Source organism: Acinetobacter sp. FL (assembly GCF_040744925.1).
Classification (GTDB): domain Bacteria; phylum Pseudomonadota; class Gammaproteobacteria; order Pseudomonadales; family Moraxellaceae; genus Acinetobacter; species Acinetobacter radioresistens.
The window spans coordinates 2,110,190-2,136,443 of sequence record NZ_CP160437.1; the positions used below are offsets into that span (position 1 = coordinate 2,110,190).

The window sequence follows — 26,254 nt, forward strand, 5'->3', positions numbered from 1 at the left end:
CCCTAATTATTTTGTATACCGACGTAGCCCGACTAATGCTAAAAGTGTAAATAAACTGAACATTCCGAGTGCCCCACCGGAAGTTTTAATTTTGTCACTTTCCATGTGGTTTTCAGGTTCTTGTCTGACCTGTACATTAATTTCCATATAAGGAATATTCTGGTTAAAGCGCGTGGAAGTAGTTACCAGACGGATCTTAAAAATATCAGTTCCATGCCAGCCACCATTCGGGGTATAGACCAGATTACCTTCCTCATCAAGCTTTAATGACCCCTTAGATTGAGTCACTGTTTGTACAACTTGTATACAGCCAGCCTGCCATGCTTCTCCAGATGGATGAGGGCCTAAAATTGCGTTACATTGTTCTTTAGGAATCAGGTCGCTATCTCCAAGTAAATCGGCAACCGACATTTTGGCCTGACCACCAGTCCGTATATCTTCACCCACCAAACTTACTGTCGTTGGGACAATAATTTCAATTGCTCCACGATCGCAAAATATATTATTTGAATCTCGCGCCTGTTTGCGCTGGTCAGCAGCTTCGCAGCCCACTATTTTGATGTCAGGATTAAATGAATTTTTACCTTTATTGACTATAGGTGAATCCGCCAGACTGTTATAACTTAGCAGGATACGGGGACGAAAATATCCCAAGAATGGATCTTTAGGCTGACTATAGGGACATAACAGGCTATTAGGGTCCTGTGACATACTCTTGCATGCGCCCTGTAAGGTCTCTCCCGCAATCAGCTGTGTACCGGACCAGTATTCATTAGGATAATAGGTAGCACCTAATCCACATTCCTGACTAACCAGATTGTTCTGTAGAATGCTTTGGTCATTTTCAGCAAAAGTACAGTTAGCCTGCTGACCACCAGGATAAGGATTTCCTAAAATGATACTGTTGGCCAAGTATCCTTTACCTAAAGGTGCATCGAATAAAATACCAGCCTGATTACCGACAATGGTCAGATTGTTTAACCCGATCCCGTCACGCAAGTTAATAATATGGCCCTGATTTTTTAAAAAAGTACTACTATTTACCCAAGCCCTAGCTTGAGGAAAATCAGTAATCTTATTTTCTTCTAGACGGCTGGCCGAATAAATATTACTGGAACCTGTTTGAGTTGTATTATTTTCACGAAATACTGAATTTGAAATCCGGAACTCAGGAGCATGGGTATATAAAATAGCACCTGCCAGAGCTTTATTGTTTTCAATAAGGCTTGATTTTATTTCAACTATACTGGCAGCAGTTTCAGCCTCTGGCTGGCCCATATTATATATTGCTCCGCCTTGGGCTGCTGATCCATTATATAAACGGGTGTATTCCAAAGTCAGATATTCATTATTATAAATTAGCCCTCCCTGTTCGGCACATTGACTGGCCCCACATCCCTGCAAAGTAATTTCTCTTAGACTGACTGTCGCTAAAGTTTTTTTACTGTCATCAATGCGGAAAATATTATCAGTACCCAGCATCTGAATTGTGGCGTTATTTAAACCGGGTACATCCTTATCATTAACATCGGTGGTATAACTGGTTCTGATCGACAGGTCAGCCTTGATGTTAATATGATTGCTGAGTTTATAGACTGCTTTTTTTTCAAGCAAAATCGTAGAAGTAGATGATTTCCCACCACATCCATTATAGCCAGCTTCAGGTAAACCCAGATTGATATATTCAATTGCTTCCCGAAGCGAGCATTGTTTATCATTTGCAGAGGATATATCTTCAGTTGTTGTTACCACAATGTCAGCACTATAGGCCTGCCCCGCAATGCATAACATAGCTATGCCTATGCTCTGTTTGAGCATATCCATCTCCTTATACTTTATTTCTATTTTTTATTCTTAAGCTGCAGTTCCGTGCAACATCGAATTATTTTTCTGTACTGTGTCACAGCTTGAGTAATTACTCAAGATTTTTCCGTTTACTGGCCATACTCATCAATTAAGGCAAATATCTGGCGTAAAGTCATATTTGAAAGCCGTGTTCGCTCTCCCTTGAGCAAGGTTTCCAATTGTTCTAAAGTTTGTAAAAGACGTGCTGCCTGATGTGGCCCATGTAATAAAAGATAATCAATAATCTGTTGGTCTAGCTGTACGCCCCTACGTGCTAGTACTGAATGAACTAGTGCTTGACGATCTGCATAGAGACTACCGTTGGGCACTTTTACACTGACCGCCTGAGTCAGCCGTGACTGCAAATCAGGTAGTTCAAGTTTCAATTCCATTGGTGCAAACCGTGAGGAAAAAATCAGCTGCCCTCCCTCTTCATTATTATAATTAATAAGATGAAAAACGGCACGCTGCCAATGTGGAACACCACTTATAGCTTCGATATCATCCAGTGCAACCAGATCATATTTTTCCAGTGATGTAATTGCTTCAATAGGCGCATCCAAGAGTTCAAGGAGTGAAACTTTAATGGCAGATTTACCTACCTCCATATAGGAATCGCAAATCGCAGATAGAAGATGACTTTTACCTGAGCCTGCTGCACCATAAATATAAAACCGGTTCATGAGACCAGCATGCAACTGCCGGACTGCATCTACTACAGGCCCCCAGCTTGGCCCGGAAAAGTCACTGATCCGAGCATCAAGTTGAAGTTCTATATCCAGTTGCAGCTGACGCATATATTTGGCCATATCCTATCGTTATTTAGTATCAATATGAACTGTCTTTTCAGTATCTTGCGACTTTTCAATCTCAATATCAAGATTTACCTGTTCGGCATCTATAATGAGACTGTCCGTACCTTTATCTCCCATCAGATTAGGTGGACCATAGAATGTACTGTGTTCATAGCATTCACGTAAATGTCTAAGCAATACTACAATCACTGCAGCCATTGGCAAAGCAATGAGCATACCGAAGAAACCAGCTAGCTGTGCACCGGCCAACACAGCAAATACAACAGCAACAGGTGATAAACCTATCTTATCACCGAGTAGGAAAGGCTGCAGGATATAGCCTTCTACCGCCTGACCCACCATAAAGACGACACCAACCAGAATTAGCTGGGTCCAGTCCAAACCGAACTGGAACAATGTCGCAATGACTGCGGCAATAATCCCTACGGCAAAACCCAGATAAGGAATAATACTGGCAAGCCCGGCAACCATTCCAATGATCAGCCCGACTTCAAGACCAATCAGCTGTAAACCTACTGCGTAAACAATTCCCAGCAGGATCATGACCAAGAATTGCCCTTTAACGAAGGCACCTAATACATTATGGCATTCATGAACTACCTGAATAGTATTTTTTTCATAAGGCCGTGGAATCAGGCGACGCATACTGTTCAGCATCCGGTCCCAGTCCAGCAGAAAGTAAAAAGCAATAATTGGTATCAGAACAATTGTACCGCCAATCTGGATGAAATTTAATCCGGATTGCGCCAGACGTAGCAACATGGTCTGAATGCTATCTGCACTATAATTGGTCTGAATATAATCCATGACTACAGTAGAAATCTGTTCAGTATCAATTTCCATCTGCTCGACATTAAATGTATTAGAAACCCAAGGCAAAAAGGTCGCGTTTAACCAATGTATACCTGCTGGAATACTGTCACGCGCATAAACCAGTTGCTGCCAGACCAAAGGCACCACATACCAGATTGCCAGTACCAGGAGAATACCAATTCCAATAAAGACAATACTGATCGAGAGCCAGCGCGGTAAATGATATTTGTGGAGCCATGCCACTAGCGGACTAAACAGATAAGCAATCAGAAAGGCCATTAAAAATGGTATGACTACCGGTTTTAGCAGGTAAAGCACCCAAAGTAATAATGCAATCGCCGCAAGAATAAAAATACGACGTAAGGTACGGTCGACCATGGAAACACGCCTTTTATAAGTATCTAATCATTATGAAAAAAGAAATATTTTAGTAAAATAGCATTTTAGAGCATAAATAACATAAGAGTTTCGTATATTCAGGTTATAATCCCCCGCGCGAACGCGGAGACTTCATTATGAGCAACTCAACTTCTACCCCAAATACTGGTTTAAGCTACAAAGATGCAGGTGTCGACATTGAAGCGGGAGACGCATTAGTCGATCGAATCAAATCTGTTGCCAAGCGCACCTCACGTCCTGAAGTGATGGGCGGACTTGGTGGTTTTGGTGCACTTTGTAAAATTCCTAAAGGTTATGAAGAACCTGTTCTCGTATCTGGCACGGATGGTGTGGGTACCAAATTACGTTTAGCACTGAATTTAAACCGTCATGACACGATTGGTCAGGACCTGGTGGCAATGTGCGTAAATGACCTTCTTGTATGTGGTGCAGAGCCATTGTTCTTCCTTGACTATTATGCAACAGGCCACTTAAACATAGAGGTTGCTGCAAATGTTGTTACAGGAATTGGTGCAGGTTGCGAACTTGCTGGCTGTGCGTTAGTAGGTGGTGAAACTGCTGAAATGCCAGGCATGTATGAAGGTGAAGATTATGATTTGGCAGGTTTCTGCGTAGGTGTAGTTGAGCAAAGCAAAATTATTGATGGTTCTAAAGTTAAAGCCGATGATGTACTGATTGGAATTGCATCTTCAGGTGCGCACTCTAATGGCTACTCTCTGCTTCGTAAAATTTTAGATGTAAAAAATGTTGACTTAACTCAAATCGTTGATGGTCGCCCACTTGCAGATACTGCAATGGAACCTACCCGCATTTACGTCAAGCCAATCCTTGAATTACTCAAACAGGTTGATGTGCACGCAATGGCACACATCACAGGTGGCGGTTTACCGGGTAACTTACCGCGCGTACTTCCAAATGGTGCTCAAGCAGTCATTAATGAATCTTCTTGGGAATGGCCAGAATTGTTTAAGCTTCTTCAAAAGGAAGGTGGTGTTGAACAATTTGAAATGTACCGCACATTTAACTGTGGCGTAGGTATGGTATTGGCTGTTGATGCGGCAGATGCTGAGAGAACGGTTAACACGCTAAATAACCTCGGCGAAAAAGCATGGATAATGGGTCACATTGTTGACAATGCTGAATCTGTTGAAGGTGCAGATGAAAAAATTCGTGTGATCTTCGCGTAATTTCATATGATTAAAATTGCTGTACTCGTTTCGGGCAGTGGATCTAACTTGCAGGCCCTGATCGATGCCAAACTATCAGGCCAAATTGTTGGTGTACTGTCCAACCGGCCTGATGCTTATGCTCTAGAACGTGCTAAACAGGCAGGAATTAAGACTGCTCTTGTTGAACATAAACAGTATCCAAGCCGGGAAGCATTTGATGACGTTATGCATCAGCAGCTGCTTGACTGGGGAGTTAATCTGGTCGTGCTAGCAGGCTTTATGCGGATTTTAAGTGAAAAATTTGTCAAAGCCTGGGAAGGGAAAATGCTGAATATTCACCCTTCCCTGTTGCCTTATTATAAAGGTATGCATACTCATCAGCGTGTAATTAATACAGGTGATGTATATCATGGCTGTACAGTTCATTATGTGACAGCTGAATTAGATGCCGGTCAGGCACTAGCGCAGGGAATACTTTCGGTTAAAAGAACTGATACAGTTGAGACTTTGGCAAACCGTGTACATGAGTTAGAACACCTGGTTTACCCTCAGGTGGTTGAATGGATCTGTACTGGCGCCGTTCAGCATTTAGAAGATGGCTCTGTACTTTATAGAAACTCTCTACTAACTGAACCAGTGCAGTTCTGCAAGTTATAATACAATTTATGCCAATAAAAAAAGCGCCTAAGTATAGGCGCTTTTTTTATTGACTCATCATTTATGCATGGATCAGCTGTTTTACCAATCGGCCCACCTCAACAGGATGTTCTAAAGGGAACATATGGCCGCCCTCGGCTATGCTAAAAGAAATACCGATTTTTTTCTTGGCTACGTGTGGAAAACGCCGTTTAAGAAAAACACTTTTATCTCCGACCACAAGATGTACTGGTATTTTCGGTTTTGCCATCGGTAACCACCAGAGCGAAGGATTCTTCCTAAAGATTTCTACTTCATCATTTTTAGGGATAGTCAGAGTTACGCCACCCCTTACTGGATCTTCAGTTAATGCATATTTCAGATAGGCCTGAAAACAGTCTGCATCAAAATCTTTATAGAAACCTTTAGTGCGAAGTAACTCGCCTGCCTGCTCGCGCGACTCCCAATGATCACGTCGCCGCACCGATAACCCTGCTGGAGTCATCTGATCTACCAGTTGGGGTTTAAAGCATTTAGCCATATGGAAAACAAAAGATGCTTTTCCCATAATCAACGGCGGGTCTAGCATAATGACCTGTGAAAATAACTCGGGACGTTGATAAGAAGCCATCATCGTGAGAACTGAACCTAGCGAATGTCCAAGCCCGATAACTTTGCGACCATGAGCCTGCCGAACGATGCTGTCGATGATCTGCTCTACCAGATGAGGCCAGTGATTGGTAATTGGATAACGTTTATCTGGGCCAATCAAAGGCACATAAATAATGTCGTATTCATCACGCAACTGTTCAAACAACTTTTCATAAACTTTTGAAGGCACGCCATTGGCATGTGCAAAGTGTATTAATGGCTTCGTCATATATCCCTTTATGTTCATTATTGCAGCTTGGTATCCTGCTGAATTTTAAGTTGCTGGGTAACTGATTCACTAAAGCCCTGGCCTATTTCAGAACCTACCCGGCCAAGTACCGATTCAAATGGGCTACGCTGAACTGTATAATCCAGAACATTATCCAGTTTAAGCTCACGTTTAAGACTGTTTATGCTTCCGGTACGATCTGCAACGCCCAGTTTAACTGCCTGCTCACCGCTCCAGAATAATCCTGAAAAAATTGCAGGGTCATTACTCTTCAGGCGCTTGCCACGACCTTCTTTTACAGCAGCAATAAAGTGACTATGCACATTGTCCAAGACCGCCTGTACATGCTCCCTCTGTGCAGGATTGACTGGTTTAGTCATGCTCAGAATATCTTTATTGTCGCCTGAAGTTAATGTCCGGTCTTCAACACCCAGTTTCTGCGCAAGGCCCATCACCCCATAGTTTGGCATAATCACACCAATTGAGCCGACCAAACTGGATGGATTAACCCAGATTTCATCAGCAGCCGAAGCAATATAATAAGCGCCTGAGGCTCCCATATCACCAATTAATGCATATACTTTCTTCTCAGGATACTGCTGTTTGTAATAGCGAATTTCCTGCCAGATCTCATCTGACTGGACAGGTGACCCCCCAGGTGAATTGATATTGAGCACAATTGCCTGACTGTTTTTTGCTTCAAATGCACGTTTCAAAGCTTTATTGGTATCTTCACTATTTACGGAACGGTCACTAGAGTCAATCGTACCAATAATATCAATCACAGCCAGATGAGCATTTGAACTTGAACCTGCCCCACTGGTAGTTGCCGTAGTACAGCCCCTACCCATCATGAGCAAAAGCAATAGAATATAGGCAAAAGTCAAACACTTAAAAAATATTCCCCAGCGACGGCTACGGCGCTGTTCTTCAACAGAAGCCAGTACAGCTTTTTCTAGTATCTGCCACTCTTTACCGCTTCTGCTGTCTGAACTTGGAACTTCATTATTAGGTTTTGGCGGCCAATCCGACATATATATTTATCCGAAAAGTAAAATATCTTCATTATATACACTGGAAAATGAAAAACTGTCTAAATAAAGCTTTTTAACTTATAATATTTTTTCTTTTACGTTTGTTAAGCAGAATCCTACATTTAAATAATGACTAGCTCAAATTCCCAGCCTTTATCTTATCGTCTTTTGAAAATCATTAGTCGCCAGCCTATACGAGTATCACGCTTTATTGCTCGTATACTTGCAGGTCTGGTGAATACTTTAAAACTGTCGAATACCTCAAAAACAATAAATCTGAATCTGGAGATTGCTTTTCCATATCTGCTGACCGAAAAGCGTAATCAGATCATTCGTCAGGCTATACGTAATGAAATACAGTCATACTTTGAATTTTTTAGTATTTGGGGCTCAAGTACAGAGAAGAATATTTCAAGAATTCATAAAATTGTAGGCGAGCATTATTTTCATCAGGCGGTGGCAGCCAAAAAAGGATTAGTCCTGATCGTTCCGCACTTTGGCACATGGGAGATTATGAACTCCTGGTGTTCGCAATATACATCAATGACCATTCTCTATAAACCGGTCAAAGACCCGTATGCAGATCAGTTCGTCCGCGAAGCGCGCAGCCGTGAGCAGGCCAATCTGGTTCCTACAGATGAAACTGGTGTTCGCCAGATTTTTAAGGCGCTTAAACAGGGAGGCACAACTGTTATCTTGCCTGACCATACACCAAATGTGGGTGGTGATCTGGTGGAATACTTTGGTGTACCCTTAGCCTCAAGCAGCCTGAGCGCCAAGCTGATTCAAAAAACTAAGGCCAGTACTTTGCTTCTTTACGCCATCCGTAATGAACAGGATGGCTTTAATATGTTTATTGAACCAATTGATGAGAAAATTTATGAAGGCAGCGCTGTAGAAGGTACCCAAGTTATTCATCATGTGATCGAAGATTTGATTACACGCTATCCCGAACATTACCACTGGAGCTATAAACGTTTTAAGGCTCACCCAGAATTACGCTCCATTTATACGCTTGATAAAGCTGAAGCACTACAAAAAGTGGATCAGCTGCGGCAGCACAACAAAAATCTTACTTAATCTTTAACCATTTCCACTGCTCTCTATAGAGAGTGTAATTTATTTGTTCATCAGCTTCTTGATAAAATTCAATATTACCGGTTTGGGCAGTTAAAAGAAGTGGAATATCAAGTGCCTTTAGACGTACCTTAACTTCTTTGGTCGGGTGACCATAACGGTTATTCTGTCCTGCTGAGGCAATTGCCAGCTTAGGATGCAAATATTTTAGAAAACTGTAAGCAGAACTGTGCTTACTGCCATGGTGACCCAATACTAGTACGTCGACTTGAAGTTCGGGATACTTTTTCATGAGTTCATATTCAGTTGGCCAGCCAGCATCTCCCATAATCAAGAAATTCCGGTAAGGCTGGGCCTGGTTTAATTGCACATATAACACACATGAATATTCATTCGGATTGGCTTCTACCATTGATGGGTAAGTATTTAAGCCAGGTGATAGTACCTGGACCTTAAAATTCTGATAAGACCAGCTTTGTCCTTCCCGGCATGGTGATGACTGTTTTATATTCCATGTTTCAGGTAACTGGGTATTGGCTATTACTTCATCGATTTTAATTTTTTGGCTTAATGGTAAGAGTGCCCCGCTATGATCCTGATCCAGATGAGTTAATAGCACCCGATCTAAGCGAGCTATCCCTTGGGAAAATAAAAATGGTGCAAGAATTTGCTGGCCTATACTGAATTTGGTTTCATCATAGTAACCGCCTGTATCTAACATTATTTTTTGCTGACTACTCTGAAGTAGAATGGCTTGGCCCTGCCCTACATCTAAAACGGTTAACTTAAAATCCGAGTCTGGTGCCCTACTCGTAAAAACTGGTACAAAACATAACAGCGCCCAAGCTTTAGGAATAACAGATCGAGGCAGATATAAAATAATCAGGCCGATACTGAGGCTCACAATAAGCAACGGTGTAAATGCAATTCCCTGTAATTGGGGATTAAACAGATGGTCCAGTATTTCTAATATCCACAAGCCTAAATTCAAGCCTAAATCGCTACAATGAAATAAAAGCAGGCCCAAAGGAGAAATGATATAGGAAAGACATGCAGCCAGTATATCTAGCGGCACTACGACAGCACCTAATAATGGAATGACAAGAATATTGGTCAATGGCGCAATCCAGCTTACCTGTTTGAAAAAAATCAGTACTAACGGAAAGAGAGCAATAAAAATTTTCCCTTGTGATTCAATCAGTAACTTTCCAGCAGTTAAAACTCTTTGCTTCCAGTTAAAAGCCGGTTGGGCAGGCTGCCGATCTATACTTTCATAAATGCGCAACAGAATAAAACAGGCCCCGAAAGAAAGCCAGAAAGCTGCCGAGAGAACACTAAAAGGATCTATCCATAATAGTAAACTGGCACTTGCCAGCAATAAGCTTAATGCCTGGATTTTTTGTCTTAATAAAAGCAGGCTACTCCCTAGCAGAGTAATGAGCAGTGTTCGTAGTGCCGGAATCTCGAAACCGACAAAAGCGCTGTAAAGTAATACACAAAAACAGAAAGGAAAAACCAGCAGATAAGGGCGAGGCAAGCTTAAATAGAGTTTTGGACCATACAGCCGTATCAGGGTTTGCAATACCCAGCTGACCAGAGCTGCGAAAATTAATACGTGTGGGCCAGAAATTGCCAGCAGGTGACTGATTCCCAGCCGCTGAAATTGTTCTTCTGTTTCAGAGGAAAGTAAGCTTTTATCACCTGTAAGAAGTGCTAAAATCAGGCCTTTATTTTTCAGTGTGCTATTTTGAATAAAAGTACGAAAATGATAGCGCTGCCGCTCCATCAGTAATAGAAGACCATTGATCCAACCCTGTTGATTATTCAGATATTGATTAAAACCAAGCCGGTAAACTGCCTCATGGTCCAATTTCTCTATTTTCCAGATTTTTACACTGGCCATGATATTCTGCTGAATAAACCATTTTTCCTGATCAAATACTCCCGGCATGGCATATCCATGAGCAGGTATGACTTCCCCATAAATCCGGTAATATTCTCCTAACTCAAATTTTATAGGTTGCTCAGGTATATTTTTAAATGTGAGCCACCATTGAACAGGCTGTTTTTTCTGGTCAAGTACTTCCACTTTTTGCCTGATCTGCTTCTCAGAACGCTCATCAATATGTCGGATATAAACAATTGCCTCAATATTTCTTGTTTCTGTTTCCCTGTTATCTAGACGTTGTTCTAGCGCATGGTCAGCGTAGCGATAACCCAATGTGCCTGTCAGGATGCCTAAGGCTAGAATAAAAACTGCTCTAGATAACCATGGAATCGGATGGTGCGACTCCAGCTTACTATATTGATACCAATATAATAGCCCTGAACCTACGCTGAAGATCATCAGTCCAGGTAACAGAAAAACAGGTAAGTTAAAAGTTTTCCCCATGACCGAGATTCCAGCAATCCAGGCCAATAAAATAGTTTTCCACATGATTTTTATATTTATAACTTATTAAAATAATTAAAGCCCATACTGATGGGCTTTAACAAGGTTAATGATCAGATTATCTCCGACTTACGCGTTCACCCATAAGCCATCCTGCATATGCAGAATTGAATCGGCAGCTTGGGCCAGCTGCTCATCATGAGTTACAATCAGCATTGCCATGTTCAATTCCTGACGCAGTTCACTTAATAACTCAAAGATACCTACAGCAGTTTTACGGTCCAAGTTACCTGTCGGCTCATCAGCCAGCATTAAAGCAGGTTTGGTTACCAATGCCCGCGCCAAAGCTACACGCTGACGCTCACCACCAGATAATTCGCCTGGTTTATGCGTTATCCGGTGTGACAGGCCGACCCGTTCCAGCAAGTATTCTGCTTGCTGTTTGGCTTCTTTAAACTGTGTATTTTTGCGCAGCATCAGGGGCATTGCTACATTTTCAAAAGCAGTAAACTCTGGCAGTAAATGATGAAATTGGTAGACAAACCCAAGATACTGGTTACGCATAAAACCACGTTCAGCTTCACCTAAATTGTCAAAGCGCTGTCCATTTAGAAACACCTCACCCTCAGTTGGCCGGTCTAGCCCCCCTAAAACATGTAGTAAGGTACTTTTACCAGAGCCACTGGCTCCAACAATCGATGTAAACTCACCCGCCTTGATCTCTAAAGATAAGCCTTTAATCACCTCTACGGTTGATTTCCCATCCGTGAAATGCTTATAGATATTACGGGCTTCAAGTACTGTATTATTCATAACGTAAAGCCTCGGCAGGTTGAATTTTAGCTGCACGCAGTGCCGGATAAATAGTTGCCAGAAAGCTTAAAATCAGAGACAGACTGACGATGACTACGACATCCTGCCATCTGAGATAAGAAGGCAAATAATTAATAAAGTAGGCATCAAACAGGTGCAGACCAAAAGCATTATTCAGCCATGAAATAAAGCTGCTGATACTTGAGGCAAAAATAATTCCTAAAATTGCGCCTGATACTGTCCCGATGACTCCAATTACTGTTCCCTGTACCATAAATATACGGGTAATTGTAGCGGGTGATGCACCTAGTGTTCTTAAAATAGCGATATCAGATTTTTTATCGGTCACTACCATGACCAGAGAAGAAACAATATTAAATGCAGCAACCAGAACGATTAGAAACAGGAGCAGGCTTACCATCGCTTTTTCCATCTGGATGGCACTAAACAGGTTCCCATGAGTATAGGTCCAGTCCGAAGCATAGAAATTCCCTGGTAATTCACGGGCAATCGAGCTAGCTACCTGAGGTGCACTGAAGATATCATCCAGCTTCAGACGTACACCCTGAGCACCATCCGGCAAACGTAACAAAGTCGAAGCATCATTTAAGGCAATATAGCCCATCATGGAATCTACTTCAGCTCCAATACTGAAAATGCCCACAATTTTGAAACGTTTAAAGCGAGGCACAACCCCTGCCGGTGAAGGTGTGGCTTCAGGCAATACTAAAGTGACACTGTCATTCAGCCCGAGGCCGAGTGCATCTGTCATCTGTTTCCCCAGCACAATACCAAATTCACCTTTTTTCAGGCTATCAATGCTTCCCTCAACCATATGGTCCTGAATAATAGAAACCTTTTTTTCATATTGAGGTTCTATTCCGGTTACCATCAGACCTGCAACTTGGCCTTGTGCAGTTAGCATCCCTTGTAACTGGGTAAATGGTGCTGCACCAGTAACATGTTCGTGGCTCTCGACTTTTTTTGCAAGTTCGGGCCAATCTGTTAAAATCTGGGTTGAAGAAACTGTGGCCTGAGGTATCATGCCCAAAACACGGTTTTTTAATTCTCGGTCAAAACCATTCATGACAGACAGAACTGTAATAAGAACTGCTACACCCAAGGTCAGGCCGATCATGGAAACTAAAGCAATAAAAGAAATAAAGTGATTACTACGCCGCGCGCGAGTGTATCTCAACCCTATATACAGCGAGATTGGTTTAAACATACCATCTAGTCCGAGGTAATTCATTATGGAAACATTACAGCATCAGGGCGCTTCGAACGAACGTCGCGTGATGTCCCGCATTGATGCTGCTTTAAGGATTAATTATCAGATTATCTCTGATGATGTTGCTCTTAACGATCCTTACGACCCTAATTTTGTATTGCCGCGTTATTTTCTACTACTTGCAGAATTAGATCAATTTGATCATGCTATTAACTACGAATTAGAACAATTAAATCAAAAAGATCAACAAATTGCTCGAATACTATCCTTATTTAACCAGAAAATGAATCTGATTACAGGGTCTCTTTATGACGCTATCGTCCAGACCATGCTACCTGTGCCTGAACAGGTTAATATTTCAGAAAGTGGAATTAGTTTTTATACAAATCAACAACTTAAAGATGGAAGCTATATTCATTTAACATTAAGTCATCCTGATAATTTCTTTCATGTAGCAACAATTGCCCAAGTGGTTTATAGCAAGCCCAAGGATGAAACAGGCTTCCGGACAGGAGCTTACTTTGTGACACTGCATCCTCAAGATCGTGCCAAGCTTGCTGAATGTATTAACTCTACTCAAGGTGTAGCAAGCTAGACTAAAGTTTTAATTACTTTTAATTTTCTGGGCAAGTTCACGACTTGCCTTAATATCACGATAAAAGTAAAGAAAAAGTCCTGATAACAGTACAGTAGCACCCACAAAAATCATGACTGTAAGTTTTTCATGATTTAATACTGAACCAATGAGAATAGCCAACATTGGTGTCATGACGTTGGTTAAAGACAGAGTAGTTGCCTGAATGTTCTGGACCAGTTTGAAATAACAGAACATTGCAACCAGAGATGCCATAATCACCGTATAGAATAAAGCCATTAACGATTTGGTATCTGGAATATGTCTCGGTGCATACTGCCAGATGAAAGGAAGCAGCAGCATACAACCGAGCACGGACACGATAATCGAACCAGTCGCCTGTGCCATTGGTTCAACCTGCGCATTTACTTTCTTTACCCAGAAAATAGATAAAGCATAATTAAAAACACTCAGCAACATCAGGAGAATGCCTACAGGATGAACCTGCTGGCCTGTACTTCCTCCCAGACAAATAATCGAGAGCCCTGCTACTGCGATCCCCATTCCAAGCCATTGCATACTATATAAATGCTGCTTAAATAAAAAACGGCCAATTAAACCTGCCATAATTGGTGCCAGCCCAAACATCAATGCAATAATGCCTGAACTGAGATAACCTGTCGCTGCATAGGTAAAAATTTGCGAACCAATCAAGCTAAAGGAACCCGCGATATAACTGTGCAGCGCTACTTTATGAATGGGAAGCTTTACTCTGAGCAAGAGCAGCAAAAGAGCTGCTAGTGGTAAAGCTATAAAAAAACGAATGACCATTGCCCACATGACATGCAGATCATGGACGCTCCAGACGATTGCCAGTGGAGTTGTAGCCCAGATGAATACCAGAATAGTGTAGGTAAACACAATATTGCCGCGAGAGACCGGCACCTTCTGATTCATGAGGTTGTCTTACGCTTCTGCTTTAATATGGTCTGATCCAGGCTACTGGCAAACTCACGTTTATCTCGGTCTGAAATAGGTGGTGGGCCCCCTGTCTGAACCCCAGCTCCGCGCAAGGTATCCATAAAGTCCCGTAAATGCAAACGCGCTTTAATATTAGCTGTAGTGAAAATCTCTCCACGAGGGTGAATAGCGATACCCCCCTTTTCGATGACCTGTGCGGCCAATGGAATATCTTGTGTTACCACAATGTCATTATTTTGCATCCGGTTGACAATTTCCTGATCGGCTTGGTCAGCCCCACCCATGACCTGAATCGAATTAATACGTACTGATGGAGTAATCCCGACATTCTGGTTTGCCACAAAAGTTACTTCAAGCTGGTAACGATCTGAAGCCCGCATAATCACATCACGTAAAATACGCGGTAGAGCATCCGCATCAATCCATAATTTAAAGGGCAGCACCTGAAAACTCCGTAAGTATAAGATTCTCAGTTTAACAAAGTTCAGTTATTTTTTAGGAACAATCTTTATAAATTATCCTGTATTGCCATATTCTTCACCCTACTGATTGCAAGTATTTAACAGGCATTAAAACGTACCAGATCTCTGGTCTTTATTTACAGTTTAGTTTCAGATAAATTAGTTTTGCTCCAAATGCTGAATTTAGAAGTAAAAGAGCGTAATGATGGGCTTGAAAAATACAAGTTACCCTCGATTTAATAGATATACTCACGCGATCCCTAATAGTGCATATGAATAATCAGAACAGCCCGGAAATTATCCTGATCGATGATCAGAATTTTGGTAGTCACGTTGAACACTGGAATTTATTAACTGACCAGCCTGAAACTGAAGTCCCTAAATGGTTAGGTATGTCACTTGACTCACCGATGATGCCTATGGGTTTATGTCAGAATGAACAGGAAATGGATGCCTCTGTCTGGCTGATTCAAGGTCCGGATAAATCACCTGTTCGTCTAGCACAAATTATTGCAGTAGAAAATAATAAGCCAAAAGCACTCAAGACTGCATTTCCTGTATTTGATAGTCCTTATCGCTATAATGCAAAAATAGAACGTATTATTAGTTGTAAATCAGGTACTCAGGCAGTTCTGCGTCTGCAACTTGGTAATAATCCGAATACTGTAGTGTATGCATTTGACAGTTTATACAGTGTTAATCATCAGTGTTATGAAAAAGGTCAAAGCTATCAGGTTCAGCTTAATGCTTGGGCATATGAACTTGAAGTTGTTTCTGCTCATGAAGAACTGGTAGTCGATGATCCAGCATCGATTCGTCAGCACCGGGCATTAAATGATATTTTACAGCAACATAATGGTGTTGCCCCAGCTAATCTTCAGGAATTGATTGATGCATGGGAACCAAAGTCTGAAGAAGATACTGCGCCTGTAACAGTTGATTTTTCTAAAATGGTGGCCTATCTGTATGGAGAGACAATCGGTCAAGAAGATGAAGCCTGGTTTCAAGGGAATATTGTAGGCAAGACCAGTATGCAGTTTATGGACCAGGATTATACTGTTTATGATGTAACGCTTATTTTAGAAGAAAACACACCAGCTACTCTTATGCGGATCGCGACTCGCAATAAACAGTACGAAAACTTTGAAATTGGCCAATATATTCGAGGCAATATCTGGATTCAGGCGAATATTTATGCTAAAAATAGCAGCAATTGATAGGATTTAAAAAATAATAGCATTATTTAGGCTCCTTGATGAAAATTATTCCAGAACAGACGACTACACGAATTGTTGAACATAGCGGTCTACGTATTAAAGTTGATACGGGAGCCTTATGTTTCTTTCTTCTCGGTATGTTTATTTCTGCCATTATTATTCATCAACTGGGTATAATCCAATTCTAAAATTTTTATTCATTAATAAAAAACCCTCTAATTTATAGAGGGTTTTTTATTAATTATATGTATCAGTTTAAGCATTGTGTTTGGCAAAGTCATCCATAAAATCAACTAATGCCTGAACACCCTCTAATGGTACAGCATTATAAATGCTTGCACGCATACCACCTACTGAACGGTGACCGGCCAGATTTAATAGATGGTTTTCTTCAGCTTCTTTCAAGAAAAGTTTTTCCAGTTCCGGATTTGCCAGAGTAAACGGAACATTCATGAGTGAACGGTTTGCTTCTGCAATCGGATTCGCATAAAAATCACTGGCATCAATATAACCATACAGCAGTTTAGCTTTTTCCAGATTAATTTTATGAATTGCTTCTACACCGCCCTGCTCCAGCAGCCACTCAAATACCAATCCAGATAAATACCAGGCATAGGTTGAAGGGGTATTTACCATAGAGCCATCTTTAGCTTGCGATGAATACTTCAAAAGACTTGGAATTTCAGGTTTAGCCTGATCGAGCAGGTCATCACGTATAATAACCAGAGTCAGACCAGCAGGACCAATATTCTTCTGTGCACCCGCATAGATCAGTCCAAATTTGGAAACGTCCAGCGGCGCAGATAAAATACTTGAAGAAAAATCAGAAACCAGTGGCGCATCTACCTCAGGAACACTTGCAAACTGTAATCCACCAATGGTTTCATTATCTGCATAATGCACATAGGCTGCATCTTTAGATAGGTTCCAGTGAGCCTGTTCACTAATCGCCAGTTTGCCATTCACCGTTGTGCCAGCTTGTATTACATTAATATCGCCATAACGCTGTGCTTCTTTATAGGCTTTTTCAGACCAGATACCTGTAGAAATATAGTCGGCCTTATTATTTTTACCCAGTAGATTTAGCGGAATAGCAGAAAACTGTAGGGAGGCACCACCTTGTAAAAATAAAACTTTATAGTTCTGAGGAATGTTCATGAGTTTACGCAGGTCTGCTTCTGCCTTTTCGGCAACAGCGACATAATCTTTACTTCGGTGGCTCATCTCCATGATGGAAACGCCTTTACCCTGCCAATTCAACAGTTCCTGTTGAGCTTTTTCTAAAACAGCAGTAGGTAATGCAGCAGGACCAGCACAGAAATTGTACGCGCGCATGATTTTTCCCTTCAAGAAATTAAAAAAAATAAAATCAAGGCATTTAATCACATATTGGCAAATGATGCAGTAAATTCTCGAACCGATATTTCAATACTTACTTAAAGATAGAACAGTTTATTCAATAAAAATAGGATGTTAGTTTAATTAAGAACTCATATAATAATTCAACCTTTCTAAAGTTTATTTAAAAAATCATAGAGAACTATTTATCAATACATTTGTAGATTAAATACTAAAAAGATTATTTGCTTTTAGCCAAATTCTCTGCAATTTTATATAATATTAAAATCAGATTTACCTGTTAAATTTTATTTTAAACTATAATACAAAGGATAAAGACAAACTTTAGCCTTAAAAGACAACTTCAACAGAAACAATGTAGTAATAGAAATGTTGATATAAAAGATTAAACTACCTAAAAATTTTGAAAAGCTGTTTAATATATGCAGATTTTAAGAAAATTAATATTCAGATCTTCTGATTTAAAACTAGTTCCTCACTATTTTTATAAAATAGGTTTTATTACAACTTTCCTATTATATACAGGAACTGGCTTTGCGCAGACGTTTAGTTATGAACAAGCTGAACAATACATCCTGCAAAACTCTTATAGTTCACAGGCAAGCATGGCTTTACAGCAGGCTTCACAATTAGAAGCTGAAGCCACTAAAGGTTTAGGCTTACCCCGCATTGATTTAAATGTACGGGCCTATACCTTTCATAATGAAATTGATCTTCCCCTCAAATCTGTAAAAAATAACCTTGAACAAACTCTTTCACAGGGTGTGAATGAGCGTATCGACCAATGGCAAGGAGAAAATGGTTTACCTACAGATATTACTGACCCATTGCGTAACGGTATAGGACAAGTTATTCATGGGGGCATTGGCCTTATACCGGATACCGCAAATGTTGTGCTTGAAGATGAAGTGGTACGCCCAACTATATCATTGATGATGCCTTTATATACGGGCGGTCTTACCCAAAGCGCCAAACAAATTGCTAATATTCAGGCACAGCGTAGTCAGCTTGATAGCCGGCAACAACAAGATATACAACGCTTTGAAATCATTCAGGCATATTTTAATACTCAGTTACAGCAAGAATTGAATGGCATTAGCCGTACTAATCGTGATGCAATGCAAAATCATTATAATAATGCCCTCAAGCTGGAACGTGCCGGGTTTATCAGTAAAGGGCAGCGCATGCAATTTGAAGTTGCCCGCAATAATGCCGAACGTGCCCTGCAAAATAGTCAAGCCAATCTTGAGGCCAGCCGTTTTCAATTACAGAATTTACTTAAGCAGCAAACTGTAGACAGTCTTAGTACGCCTTTGTTTATAAATTCACAGCAGTCACCGGTTCTGGCTCAACTTATGGCGACTTATCCTGAACAATCCACTCTCATTCGCAAAATGCAGACTGATACACTATTAGCTGAAGAAAATGTGCGTGCTCAAAATGCTGCAAAGAAACCCAGTATTTTTGCTTTTGGTGAATACAGTTTAGACGAACAGCAAAATTGGATCATAGGTATGGCTGCCCGTTATAATCTGTTTTCGGGTATAGATAAACAGAAAAAAGTGCAAGCAGCGGAACTACAACGTTACGCCGCTGGTCTTGCTACCGAACGCACCAAACAGGAAATCGAGAATATTCTGTTCAAATCTTATAGTGAATTAACCTCTGCGCAAAATAGTCATCGACTGTTACAGCAAAACATGCGTGCTGCTCAAGAAAATCTTCGTATACAGGAATTATCATTTAAAGAAGATATGGGAACAGCCACCCAAGTCATTGATGCCCAAAACAGTTTAAATATTTTAAAAGGTGAAATGGCTTTAAATGCTTATAAATATATTATTTCACTGGCAAGTCTGTTACAGGGTCATGGCTCAATTGAACAGTTTAAAAGCTATATTCATCAACCTGATACAGTCTATATTCGCTAAGGTCGACAGGATATGAGTATGAATGAAGAAAAAAAACTACCTGCACAAAATACTGCATCTTCTCAAGATAATATTCATGAGCCAGCCGAGCCGAGTCAAACTGAGCCAGATTCTGCTGATACCGAACAGAAGCTTGCAACAAGACAACGGCAGCCTCAGCATAAAAGAGCCTGGCTTAAACCTGCAATTATTATATTGGTTATTATTTTACTGGCTACCATTGCATTTGGATTATGGAAAAGTTATCAGCCACAGGATATTGAAATTCAAGGCCGGGTTGAAGCAGAAACAATCTATGTCAGCACCAAAGTCCCTAGCCGTATTGAAGAAATTTATGTACGGGAGGGCCAGAAAGTAAATAAAAACCAACCACTGGTTCGTCTGTTTAGTCCCGAAGTAGACGCAAAAAAGCAGCAGGCCTTAGCAGCACTGCAGTCCGCTCTTGCTTTACAGTCAACTGCTGAACGTGGCTCCCAAGAAGAAAATATCGCAACCTTATATGCTAACTGGCAAAGTGTTAAAGCTCAGGAGCAGCTGGCTCGAACAACTTATAAGCGTGGTGAAAACCTGTATAAGGAAGGAGTAATTTCAAGGCAGCGTCGTGACGAGTTGTATGCTGCTCAAGTTTCTGCACAGGAGCTGACTGAAGCAGCCTATCAGCAATATGCGCGTGCCAAACGCGGCAGTACTGAACAGCAGCGCTCTTCAGCAGATGCACAGGTCGATATAGCCAAAGCAGCGGTAAGTGAAGCAGAAGCTTTAGAGGCAGAGACCAAATTATACGCACCTGTTAGTGGTACAGTGTCCAAAACTTATGGTAAGCCAAGTGAACTCGTTGCGATTGGCGTGCCTGTAGTCAGCCTGATTCAGGATGACAGTTTATGGGTAAGCCTGAACATCCGTGAAGATCAGTATACACAGATTTATAAAGCCCAAAAACTGGAAGGTTTTATTCCGGCACTTAACCGGCGGGCAACTTTCAATATTGAGAATATTGATGCAGAAGGTGAGTTTGCCACTATTAAAACTACCCGGCAAACTGGTGGTTATGATATTCGCAGTTTTAAAGTACACCTGACACCTGCCCAGCAGATTCCTGATTTAAAAGTTGGCATGAGTGTTCTTTTTAAGATTAAAGAGGACCACTAGTGTTGTATGGAATCTGTCGTGAACTGAAATATCTACTCACTCACCGCTGGGATTTATGTCTGGTCACAGTGGCGCCACTATTTATTATCATTTTATTCAGCAGCATGTTCTATCAGGGTAAGCCTGAGCATTTGCCTATTGCAATTATTGATCAGGATCAGAGCCAGCTCAGCCAAAATATTGATAAATATCTGTCTCATAATAGTGCGCTAGAAATTGCAATTATTTCACCTAATCAAGATGAAGTTGAACGCCTGCTGAACCAGACAAAAATTTGGGGATATGTGATTATTCCGGAAGGCGCAGAGCAGCGCCTGGTTCAGGCACAGGATAGCGGGATTGCAATAGCATTCAACCAGAGTTATTTCAGTATTGGAAATACTATTTCTTCTGCCATGCTGATTGGTACATTAGAAGCAATCGCAGATTTTATGGGCAGAAGCTATCTGGCCAATCAACTGCCCTATCTTGAGGCTCCTACTCCCCATGTAAAGATTTCACCTTTATATAATCCGGGACTGAGCTACGAATTTTATCTGGAACCTTTTATGGTGCCGGCCATTTTACACTTGTTGCTGTGTTGCTGTGTTGCATTTGCAGTCGGCCAAGAACTCAAAAACCGGAGTGTTAAAAGCTGGGTACATCATCAAACGATTTTTAGTGCACTTATTTCTAAAAACATAACCTATGTAATTATTTTTACAGCTTGGACCTGGTTGTGGATGTTTTGGCTTGCTGGTATCCGTGGCTGGTTTATAGCTGGCCATTTATGGTTAATTTTACTTGGCCAAATCCTGTTATATAGTGCTTACGCTTTGATTAGCAGTACTGTGGTACTTGCTACGCAAAATCTAGCAAAGTCATTTGGTTTTATTGCAGTTTATGGCGGGTCTTCCTTAAGCTTTGCTGGCGTTACCTTGCCTTTAAATAATGCCCCACTTTTTACAAAATTCTGGGCAAATATTATTCCTTATACCCCTTATGCCAAACTACAGACAGAACAATGGGTAGTCGGTAGCCCGCTTACTGTGTCATGGCTTCCTGCACTGATACTTGCGGTCTATTGTGCCTTCTATGCAGTAATCAGCTATCTGCTTTTGAAAAAATATTTAAAAGGAGCGGCCCTATGAAGCAGTTCCTGTATTTTTATTTAAAAACATTTAAGGATATTGCCAGTAATAGCTCAATTTTAACTACCCTCATTCTTTCTGTGTTTTTCTATAGTTTTTTCTATCCGACTGCTTATAAAGCTCAGACAGCAGAAGCTTTACCCATTGTTATCGTAGATGAAGAACAAAGTCTGGTTACTTCCAGTATTATTACTGAAGTTGCAAAAAGTCCAAACGTCAAAATCCAGGCAATAACCGGAAATTTCGCTGAAGCGAAATTAATGATCCAGAAACAGCAGGCAGATGGAATATTGTTGCTGCCGGATCAGCTCTCCAATAGTATACGCCGCGGCGAGGTAGGAGGTATCGGACTATATTTAAGCGCAGCTTATTTTCTAAAAACCAAGCAAATTGGTTTAGGCCTTGCAACTTCTGTCGAAAATGCTATTGCTCAACAGGCTGAAAAGTTTGGTGAAATTGCACATTTTTCTCCTGCTGTACCTATACATCAGATTCCTTTATTTAACACTCTCTCTGGCTATGGAAGCTATATTTTTCCAGCGATTGCGCCATTAATTATCCATCAAACTATTGTTCTGGGTTTGAGCATGTTAATTGCAGGCTATCGAGAAAAACTGTGGCGCCCAGTAAAATCCGAATTATCTGGTCTATTTTTTGCCATTTTAACGATTGGTTGTCTAGGCTGTTTATATCTGTTCGGTTTTACATTCTGGTTTTATGACTATCCGCGTGGTGGTAATTTTTGGGGAATGCTGCTCGGCGTTCCTATTTTTATTAGTAGTGTTATTGGCCTGGCTATATTGGTGGCTTCTTATTTAGACATGCCAGAACGTGCTGGCCATGTTATTGTTTTCACTTCAATCCCATTATTTTTACTCTCTGGTACCGCATGGCCGCACGCGGCTATGCCGGAATGGATGCAATGGCTAGGAGTCGCTTTACCCTCTACACAAGGCATTCAGATGTTTATTCAGCTTAACCAGATGGGTGTGCCGACCAGCTTGGTGCTTCCCAAAATGATTTATCTGGCTGCCTTTGCAGCCGTCTGTCTGGTTTGGGGAAATTATCGTTTAAGTTATAAATAATCACCTAATAAAAAGGACGCCGAAGCGTCCTTTTTAACTATCAGGCTTTAATCTTCTTGAGGTTCCTGATGTTCTGTTTCAGTTTTCTCAACTTCCAGTTGCTCAGTACTTTCAACTGTTTCGAAAGCTTCTACTTCATCTTCTTCAACGGCTTCAATAGAAACCACACCGACCAGTGTTTCTCCTTCGCCTAGACGAATCAGACGCACACCCTGAGCATTACGCCCAGTTTGAGCTACTTCTGCTGCACGCGTACGGACCAGCGTCCCCCCATCAGAAATCAGCATCAGCTCTTTGGTTTCGTCAATTGCAACCGCACCCACCAGTTCACCATTACGTTCAGAGGTCTTAATTGCAATAACCCCTTTACCGCCACGTTTTTTGGTTGGGAAATCATCTACAGGGGTACGTTTGCCATAACCATTTGCAGATGCGCAAAGTACTTCTCCAGTTTCTGGTACAACCACCAGTGAAACTATACGGCTGACTACATTTGAATCTGAAGAATCTTCATCTTCCGAGTCAGTATCAGTATCTTCCGTATCCTCTGCCTGGGCAGCCAGTGCGACACGCATGCCACGTACACCTTTAGCTGAACGGCCCATGGCACGCACATCAGTTTCTGCAAAACGGATAGCCTTACCTTCGTTAGAGAACAGCATAATTTGCTGTTCACCATCAGTAATAGTCACACCAATCAGGGTATCTTCTTCATTGAGTTCAATTGCCCGTAAACCATTCGAGCGCACATTACTGAACTGCTCAAGCTCAACACGTTTTACTGTACCGGAAGCTGTGGCCATAAATACATAATAGTTTTTACGGACACTTTCGGCCTGCTGGGCAAACTCGATAATGATCTCATCATCCAAATCTGTTACAGCCAGCTCTACACATAACTGTTTTAGCTGGGTACGCAGTTCAGCTGAGAGCTCGTCAGCATTATCATCAAGCGTTGCTAATGCTGTCTCAAGTTCTGGCAAATGCACGGAAATGACCGGATTATCCTGAAGTTTTACAGTATTCGTTTTTACAAAGTTTTTAAAGGCTGCCAAGCGTTCAGTAAATTTCTTCGGCGCATCAATGACAGGTAAAATGGCAGTAATGGTCTCATTTGCATCGAGCGGCAACAAGTTAATCATTGGACGACCACGCGAACCACGTGATGCCTGCGGTACTTCAAAAACTCTCAGACGATAAACCTTACCAACATTGGTAAAGCACAGTACGGTGGCATGATTTGAAGTCACAATCAGATGCTGAATGAAATCATCTTCTTTCATTGAGGTAGCTGACTTACCCCGTCCACCACGACGCTGAGCTGCATAATCAGACAATGGCTGAGTCTTGGCATAGCCAGACTGGGAGACCGTCAATACAACCTGTTCCTCAGGTATCAAGTCTTCACGTGAAAAATCGATCCGTGATTCTACAATTTCTGTGCGCCGCGCATCACCATACTGTTGCAATACTAAAGCCAGCTCTTCTTTAATTACAGCCATTAACAGGTTGAAATCATTTAGAATCGCAGTCAGTTCAGTAATCTGCCCCAGAATTTCTGAATATTCAGCATGTAATTTATCTTGTTCCAAACCGGTTAAACGGTTCAGGCGAAGTTCAAGAATAGCTGCAACCTGTGTTGGAGACAGGCGATAAATGTCGCGATCTAGCCCGAATGGACGACTCGGATCTTCACCTTCAATTTCATCTGGACGAATTGAAACCGAGCCTGCTCTTTCAAGCATTGCCCCGACCCCACCTGCGGCCCAATCTGCGGCAAGCAGACGCTCACGTGCTTCTGCCGGATTCGCAGAAGTTTTAATCGCATTGATAATATCGTCGATATTCGCCAATGCGACAGTCAGGCCTTCCAAGATGTGACCACGTTCACGTGCCTTACGTAGCTCATACATGGTACGACGCGTAACCACTTCCTGACGGTGGCGAATAAACGCTGCAATAATATCTTTCAGATTCATCAGTTTTGGCTGGCCATTGTCCAGACAAACCATGTTAATGCTAAAAGAATTTTCAAGCTGAGTATTTAAAAACAGGTTATTTACGACAACTTCAGCATTTTCGCCACGTTTTAAATCAATCGCGATACGCATACCGTCTTTATCGGATTCATCACGCAGCTCAGAAATACCTTCCAGCTTTTTCTCTTTAACCAGCTCAGCAATACGTTCGATTACTCTTGCCTTGTTAACCTGATAAGGAATCTCGGTAAATACAATGGTGGTACGGCCAGTTTTTTCATCTTCTTCAAAATGATATTTACCACGTATATGCAGGCGTCCCTTACCTGTACGGTAAGCGTCTACAATCCCTGACTTACCATAAATAATGCCACCAGTAGGGAAGTCTGGACCAGAGATATACTCCATTAATCCTTCAACACTGATATTGGTATTGTCTGCATAGGCCAGACAGGCATTTACCACCTCAGTCATGTTGTGTGGCGCCATATTGGTTGCCATACCGACTGCAATACCGGCTGCACCATTAATCAACAAGTTAGGAATACGGGTTGGCATGACCTGAGGAATACGCTCAGAACCATCGTAGTTGTCTTCCCAGTCAACGGTATCTTTTTCAAGATCAGCCAGAATCTCATGGGTGAGTTTGCGCATACGTACTTCGGTATAACGCATTGCGGCGGCACTATCGCCATCGACAGAACCGAAGTTACCCTGGCCATCAACCAGTTGATAGCGCAGACTGAAATCCTGCGCCATACGTACGATAGTTTCATAAACGGCAGAATCACCATGCGGGTGATATTTACCGATAACATCACCGACCACACGGGCAGACTTTTTATAAGCTTTATTGTAGTCGTTACCCAGCTCGTGCATAGCATATAGCACACGACGATGAACAGGTTTCAGACCATCTCTCACATCTGGCAAGGCACGCGATACAATCACGCTCATTGCATAATCTAGATACGAGTGCTTGAGTTCATCCTCAATGGCAATCGGGCGGATTTCCGATACGCTCATGCATACTCCTCTTCATACCGGCGGCCTAAAAACCACAGATATTTATATATTAATCTTGCGAAAAATTAGCCTAAAAAAACTTCAGGCCAAAATTAAAAATTAGCGAATGAGTATAGCATAAAACTGCTTGGTTTTGTTTGTTTGAACATCGAGTTCTATTGAGTTATTTCAGCTATTTACTGTTCAAATAAGGAGCGTTTTGCAACATGGCTTGACGCTATTTTATTTTTTATGGTTGGCTCAAAATTTCCAACTTAA

At 41.5% G+C, this 26,254-nt stretch carries 22 protein-coding genes; 10 read left to right on the top strand and 12 right to left on the bottom strand.

Annotation, left to right across the window (positions count from 1 at the left end; genetic code table 11):
- Positions 1-6: 6 nt before the first annotated feature.
- The 3 genes from rbtA to cxpE all read right to left on the bottom strand — a co-directional run bounded on the left by rbtA (position 7) and on the right by cxpE (position 3,851).
- Positions 7-1,818, bottom strand: coding sequence for a rhombotarget A (rbtA, locus tag ABZP31_RS09850; RefSeq protein WP_248133826.1), 1,812 nt, complete (start codon positions 1,816-1,818; stop codon positions 7-9).
- Positions 1,819-1,934: 116 nt separating this feature from the next.
- Complete coding sequence (gene hda / locus ABZP31_RS09855; protein WP_005019285.1) at positions 1,935-2,642, bottom strand: DnaA regulatory inactivator Hda; 708 nt, start codon at positions 2,640-2,642, stop codon at positions 1,935-1,937.
- Positions 2,643-2,663: 21 nt separating this feature from the next.
- Entirely contained in the window at positions 2,664-3,851 is a 1,188-nt protein-coding gene (gene cxpE / locus ABZP31_RS09860; RefSeq protein ID WP_005019283.1) for a chloramphenicol efflux transporter CxpE, read from the bottom strand.
- Between the two features lie 137 nt (positions 3,852-3,988).
- Here cxpE and purM point away from each other — a divergent pair, with 137 nt between their 5' ends.
- Positions 3,989-5,059 carry a phosphoribosylformylglycinamidine cyclo-ligase gene (purM, locus tag ABZP31_RS09865; RefSeq protein ID WP_248133825.1) on the top strand — a complete coding sequence of 357 codons (1,071 nt, stop codon included), beginning with the start codon at positions 3,989-3,991 and terminating at the stop codon, positions 5,057-5,059.
- Positions 5,060-5,065: 6 nt separating this feature from the next.
- Positions 5,066-5,698 (top strand): phosphoribosylglycinamide formyltransferase, encoded by a 633-nt coding sequence (gene purN / locus ABZP31_RS09870; protein ID WP_005404404.1) that lies wholly within the window; start codon positions 5,066-5,068, stop codon positions 5,696-5,698.
- 61 nt (positions 5,699-5,759) lie between these two features.
- On the opposite strand, the gene ABZP31_RS09875 is transcribed toward purN, so the two are convergent.
- On the bottom strand, positions 5,760-6,557 hold the full coding sequence (locus ABZP31_RS09875; protein WP_005405286.1) for an alpha/beta hydrolase: 798 nt from the start codon (positions 6,555-6,557) through the stop codon (positions 5,760-5,762).
- A gap of 17 nt (positions 6,558-6,574) precedes the next feature.
- Positions 6,575-7,591: a signal peptide peptidase SppA gene (gene sppA / locus ABZP31_RS09880; protein ID WP_005404402.1), complete on the bottom strand. Its 1,017-nt coding sequence runs from the start codon at positions 7,589-7,591 to the stop codon at positions 6,575-6,577.
- A gap of 129 nt (positions 7,592-7,720) precedes the next feature.
- Between sppA and ABZP31_RS09885 the strand changes: the two genes are divergently transcribed.
- Positions 7,721-8,671 (top strand): lysophospholipid acyltransferase family protein, encoded by a 951-nt coding sequence (locus ABZP31_RS09885; RefSeq protein WP_005404401.1) that lies wholly within the window; start codon positions 7,721-7,723, stop codon positions 8,669-8,671.
- On the opposite strand, the gene ABZP31_RS09890 is transcribed toward ABZP31_RS09885, so the two are convergent.
- The 3 genes from ABZP31_RS09890 to ABZP31_RS09900 all read right to left on the bottom strand — a co-directional run bounded on the left by ABZP31_RS09890 (position 8,664) and on the right by ABZP31_RS09900 (position 13,101).
- Positions 8,664-11,105, bottom strand: a complete 2,442-nt coding sequence (locus ABZP31_RS09890; RefSeq protein ID WP_026443956.1) for a DNA internalization-related competence protein ComEC/Rec2 — start codon at positions 11,103-11,105, stop codon at positions 8,664-8,666. The genes ABZP31_RS09885 and ABZP31_RS09890 overlap by 8 nt on opposite strands.
- 84 nt (positions 11,106-11,189) lie before the next feature.
- The gene (gene lolD / locus ABZP31_RS09895) at positions 11,190-11,873 is read right to left on the bottom strand and encodes a lipoprotein-releasing ABC transporter ATP-binding protein LolD (protein WP_005019272.1); all 684 of its coding nucleotides are present in this window, start codon (positions 11,871-11,873) and stop codon (positions 11,190-11,192) included.
- Positions 11,866-13,101, bottom strand: a complete 1,236-nt coding sequence (locus ABZP31_RS09900; protein ID WP_005019271.1) for a lipoprotein-releasing ABC transporter permease subunit — start codon at positions 13,099-13,101, stop codon at positions 11,866-11,868. The genes lolD and ABZP31_RS09900 overlap by 8 nt, the downstream gene beginning before the upstream one ends.
- 25 nt (positions 13,102-13,126) lie before the next feature.
- Here ABZP31_RS09900 and ABZP31_RS09905 point away from each other — a divergent pair, with 25 nt between their 5' ends.
- Positions 13,127-13,699 carry a PilZ domain-containing protein gene (locus ABZP31_RS09905; protein ID WP_005019270.1) on the top strand — a complete coding sequence of 191 codons (573 nt, stop codon included), beginning with the start codon at positions 13,127-13,129 and terminating at the stop codon, positions 13,697-13,699.
- A 9-nt stretch (positions 13,700-13,708) separates the two neighbouring features.
- Here the strand turns inward: ABZP31_RS09905 and ABZP31_RS09910 are convergent, their stop codons facing one another.
- Positions 13,709-14,623, bottom strand: a complete 915-nt coding sequence (locus ABZP31_RS09910; RefSeq protein WP_005404399.1) for an EamA family transporter — start codon at positions 14,621-14,623, stop codon at positions 13,709-13,711.
- An 8-nt stretch (positions 14,624-14,631) separates the two neighbouring features.
- Positions 14,632-15,102, bottom strand: a complete 471-nt coding sequence (locus ABZP31_RS09915) for a YaiI/YqxD family protein (protein ID WP_248087296.1) — start codon at positions 15,100-15,102, stop codon at positions 14,632-14,634.
- 290 nt (positions 15,103-15,392) lie between these two features.
- Between ABZP31_RS09915 and ABZP31_RS09920 the strand changes: the two genes are divergently transcribed.
- A complete protein-coding gene (locus tag ABZP31_RS09920) occupies positions 15,393-16,337 on the top strand; it encodes a hypothetical protein (RefSeq protein WP_248087293.1) in 945 nt (314 codons plus the stop codon).
- A 38-nt stretch (positions 16,338-16,375) separates the two neighbouring features.
- Entirely contained in the window at positions 16,376-16,525 is a 150-nt protein-coding gene (locus ABZP31_RS09925; RefSeq protein ID WP_171261067.1) for a hypothetical protein, read from the top strand.
- A 67-nt stretch (positions 16,526-16,592) separates the two neighbouring features.
- Here the strand turns inward: ABZP31_RS09925 and serC are convergent, their stop codons facing one another.
- Positions 16,593-17,672, bottom strand: a complete 1,080-nt coding sequence (gene serC / locus ABZP31_RS09930) for a 3-phosphoserine/phosphohydroxythreonine transaminase (RefSeq protein WP_248133824.1) — start codon at positions 17,670-17,672, stop codon at positions 16,593-16,595.
- A gap of 446 nt (positions 17,673-18,118) precedes the next feature.
- Here serC and ABZP31_RS09935 point away from each other — a divergent pair, with 446 nt between their 5' ends.
- The 4 genes from ABZP31_RS09935 to ABZP31_RS09950 are packed head-to-tail and all read left to right on the top strand — an operon-like array spanning position 18,119 to position 22,991.
- Positions 18,119-19,627 carry a TolC family protein gene (locus tag ABZP31_RS09935; RefSeq protein WP_111281803.1) on the top strand — a complete coding sequence of 503 codons (1,509 nt, stop codon included), beginning with the start codon at positions 18,119-18,121 and terminating at the stop codon, positions 19,625-19,627.
- A gap of 18 nt (positions 19,628-19,645) precedes the next feature.
- Positions 19,646-20,776, top strand: coding sequence for an efflux RND transporter periplasmic adaptor subunit (locus ABZP31_RS09940; protein ID WP_111281805.1), 1,131 nt, complete (start codon positions 19,646-19,648; stop codon positions 20,774-20,776).
- Positions 20,776-21,906: an ABC transporter permease gene (locus ABZP31_RS09945; RefSeq protein WP_111281807.1), complete on the top strand. Its 1,131-nt coding sequence runs from the start codon at positions 20,776-20,778 to the stop codon at positions 21,904-21,906. The genes ABZP31_RS09940 and ABZP31_RS09945 overlap by 1 nt, the downstream gene beginning before the upstream one ends.
- Positions 21,903-22,991, top strand: coding sequence for an ABC transporter permease (locus ABZP31_RS09950; RefSeq protein WP_005019254.1), 1,089 nt, complete (start codon positions 21,903-21,905; stop codon positions 22,989-22,991). The genes ABZP31_RS09945 and ABZP31_RS09950 overlap by 4 nt, the downstream gene beginning before the upstream one ends.
- Before the next feature lie 47 nt (positions 22,992-23,038).
- Here the strand turns inward: ABZP31_RS09950 and gyrA are convergent, their stop codons facing one another.
- Positions 23,039-25,996 (bottom strand): DNA gyrase subunit A, encoded by a 2,958-nt coding sequence (gene gyrA / locus ABZP31_RS09955; protein ID WP_248133823.1) that lies wholly within the window; start codon positions 25,994-25,996, stop codon positions 23,039-23,041.
- Between the last annotated feature and the right edge of the window lie 258 nt (positions 25,997-26,254).

Excerpts from the sequence above, each read along its gene's own strand:
- rbtA (WP_248133826.1), bottom strand. The coding sequence starts at position 1,818 with ATGCTCAAACAGAGCATAGGCATAGCTATGTTATGCATTGCGGGGCAG.
- hda (WP_005019285.1), bottom strand. The coding sequence starts at position 2,642 with ATGCGTCAGCTGCAACTGGATATAGAACTTCAACTTGATGCTCGGATC.
- cxpE (WP_005019283.1), bottom strand. The coding sequence starts at position 3,851 with ATGGTCGACCGTACCTTACGTCGTATTTTTATTCTTGCGGCGATTGCA.
- purM (WP_248133825.1), top strand. The coding sequence starts at position 3,989 with ATGAGCAACTCAACTTCTACCCCAAATACTGGTTTAAGCTACAAAGAT.
- purN (WP_005404404.1), top strand. The coding sequence starts at position 5,066 with ATGATTAAAATTGCTGTACTCGTTTCGGGCAGTGGATCTAACTTGCAG.
- ABZP31_RS09875 (WP_005405286.1), bottom strand. The coding sequence starts at position 6,557 with ATGACGAAGCCATTAATACACTTTGCACATGCCAATGGCGTGCCTTCA.
- sppA (WP_005404402.1), bottom strand. The coding sequence starts at position 7,591 with ATGTCGGATTGGCCGCCAAAACCTAATAATGAAGTTCCAAGTTCAGAC.
- ABZP31_RS09885 (WP_005404401.1), top strand. The coding sequence starts at position 7,721 with ATGACTAGCTCAAATTCCCAGCCTTTATCTTATCGTCTTTTGAAAATC.
- ABZP31_RS09890 (WP_026443956.1), bottom strand. The coding sequence starts at position 11,105 with ATGTGGAAAACTATTTTATTGGCCTGGATTGCTGGAATCTCGGTCATG.
- lolD (WP_005019272.1), bottom strand. The coding sequence starts at position 11,873 with ATGAATAATACAGTACTTGAAGCCCGTAATATCTATAAGCATTTCACG.
- ABZP31_RS09900 (WP_005019271.1), bottom strand. The coding sequence starts at position 13,101 with ATGTTTAAACCAATCTCGCTGTATATAGGGTTGAGATACACTCGCGCG.
- ABZP31_RS09905 (WP_005019270.1), top strand. The coding sequence starts at position 13,127 with ATGGAAACATTACAGCATCAGGGCGCTTCGAACGAACGTCGCGTGATG.
- ABZP31_RS09920 (WP_248087293.1), top strand. The coding sequence starts at position 15,393 with ATGAATAATCAGAACAGCCCGGAAATTATCCTGATCGATGATCAGAAT.
- ABZP31_RS09925 (WP_171261067.1), top strand. The coding sequence starts at position 16,376 with ATGAAAATTATTCCAGAACAGACGACTACACGAATTGTTGAACATAGC.
- serC (WP_248133824.1), bottom strand. The coding sequence starts at position 17,672 with ATGCGCGCGTACAATTTCTGTGCTGGTCCTGCTGCATTACCTACTGCT.
- ABZP31_RS09935 (WP_111281803.1), top strand. The coding sequence starts at position 18,119 with ATGCAGATTTTAAGAAAATTAATATTCAGATCTTCTGATTTAAAACTA.
- ABZP31_RS09940 (WP_111281805.1), top strand. The coding sequence starts at position 19,646 with ATGAATGAAGAAAAAAAACTACCTGCACAAAATACTGCATCTTCTCAA.
- ABZP31_RS09950 (WP_005019254.1), top strand. The coding sequence starts at position 21,903 with ATGAAGCAGTTCCTGTATTTTTATTTAAAAACATTTAAGGATATTGCC.
- gyrA (WP_248133823.1), bottom strand. The coding sequence starts at position 25,996 with ATGAGCGTATCGGAAATCCGCCCGATTGCCATTGAGGATGAACTCAAG.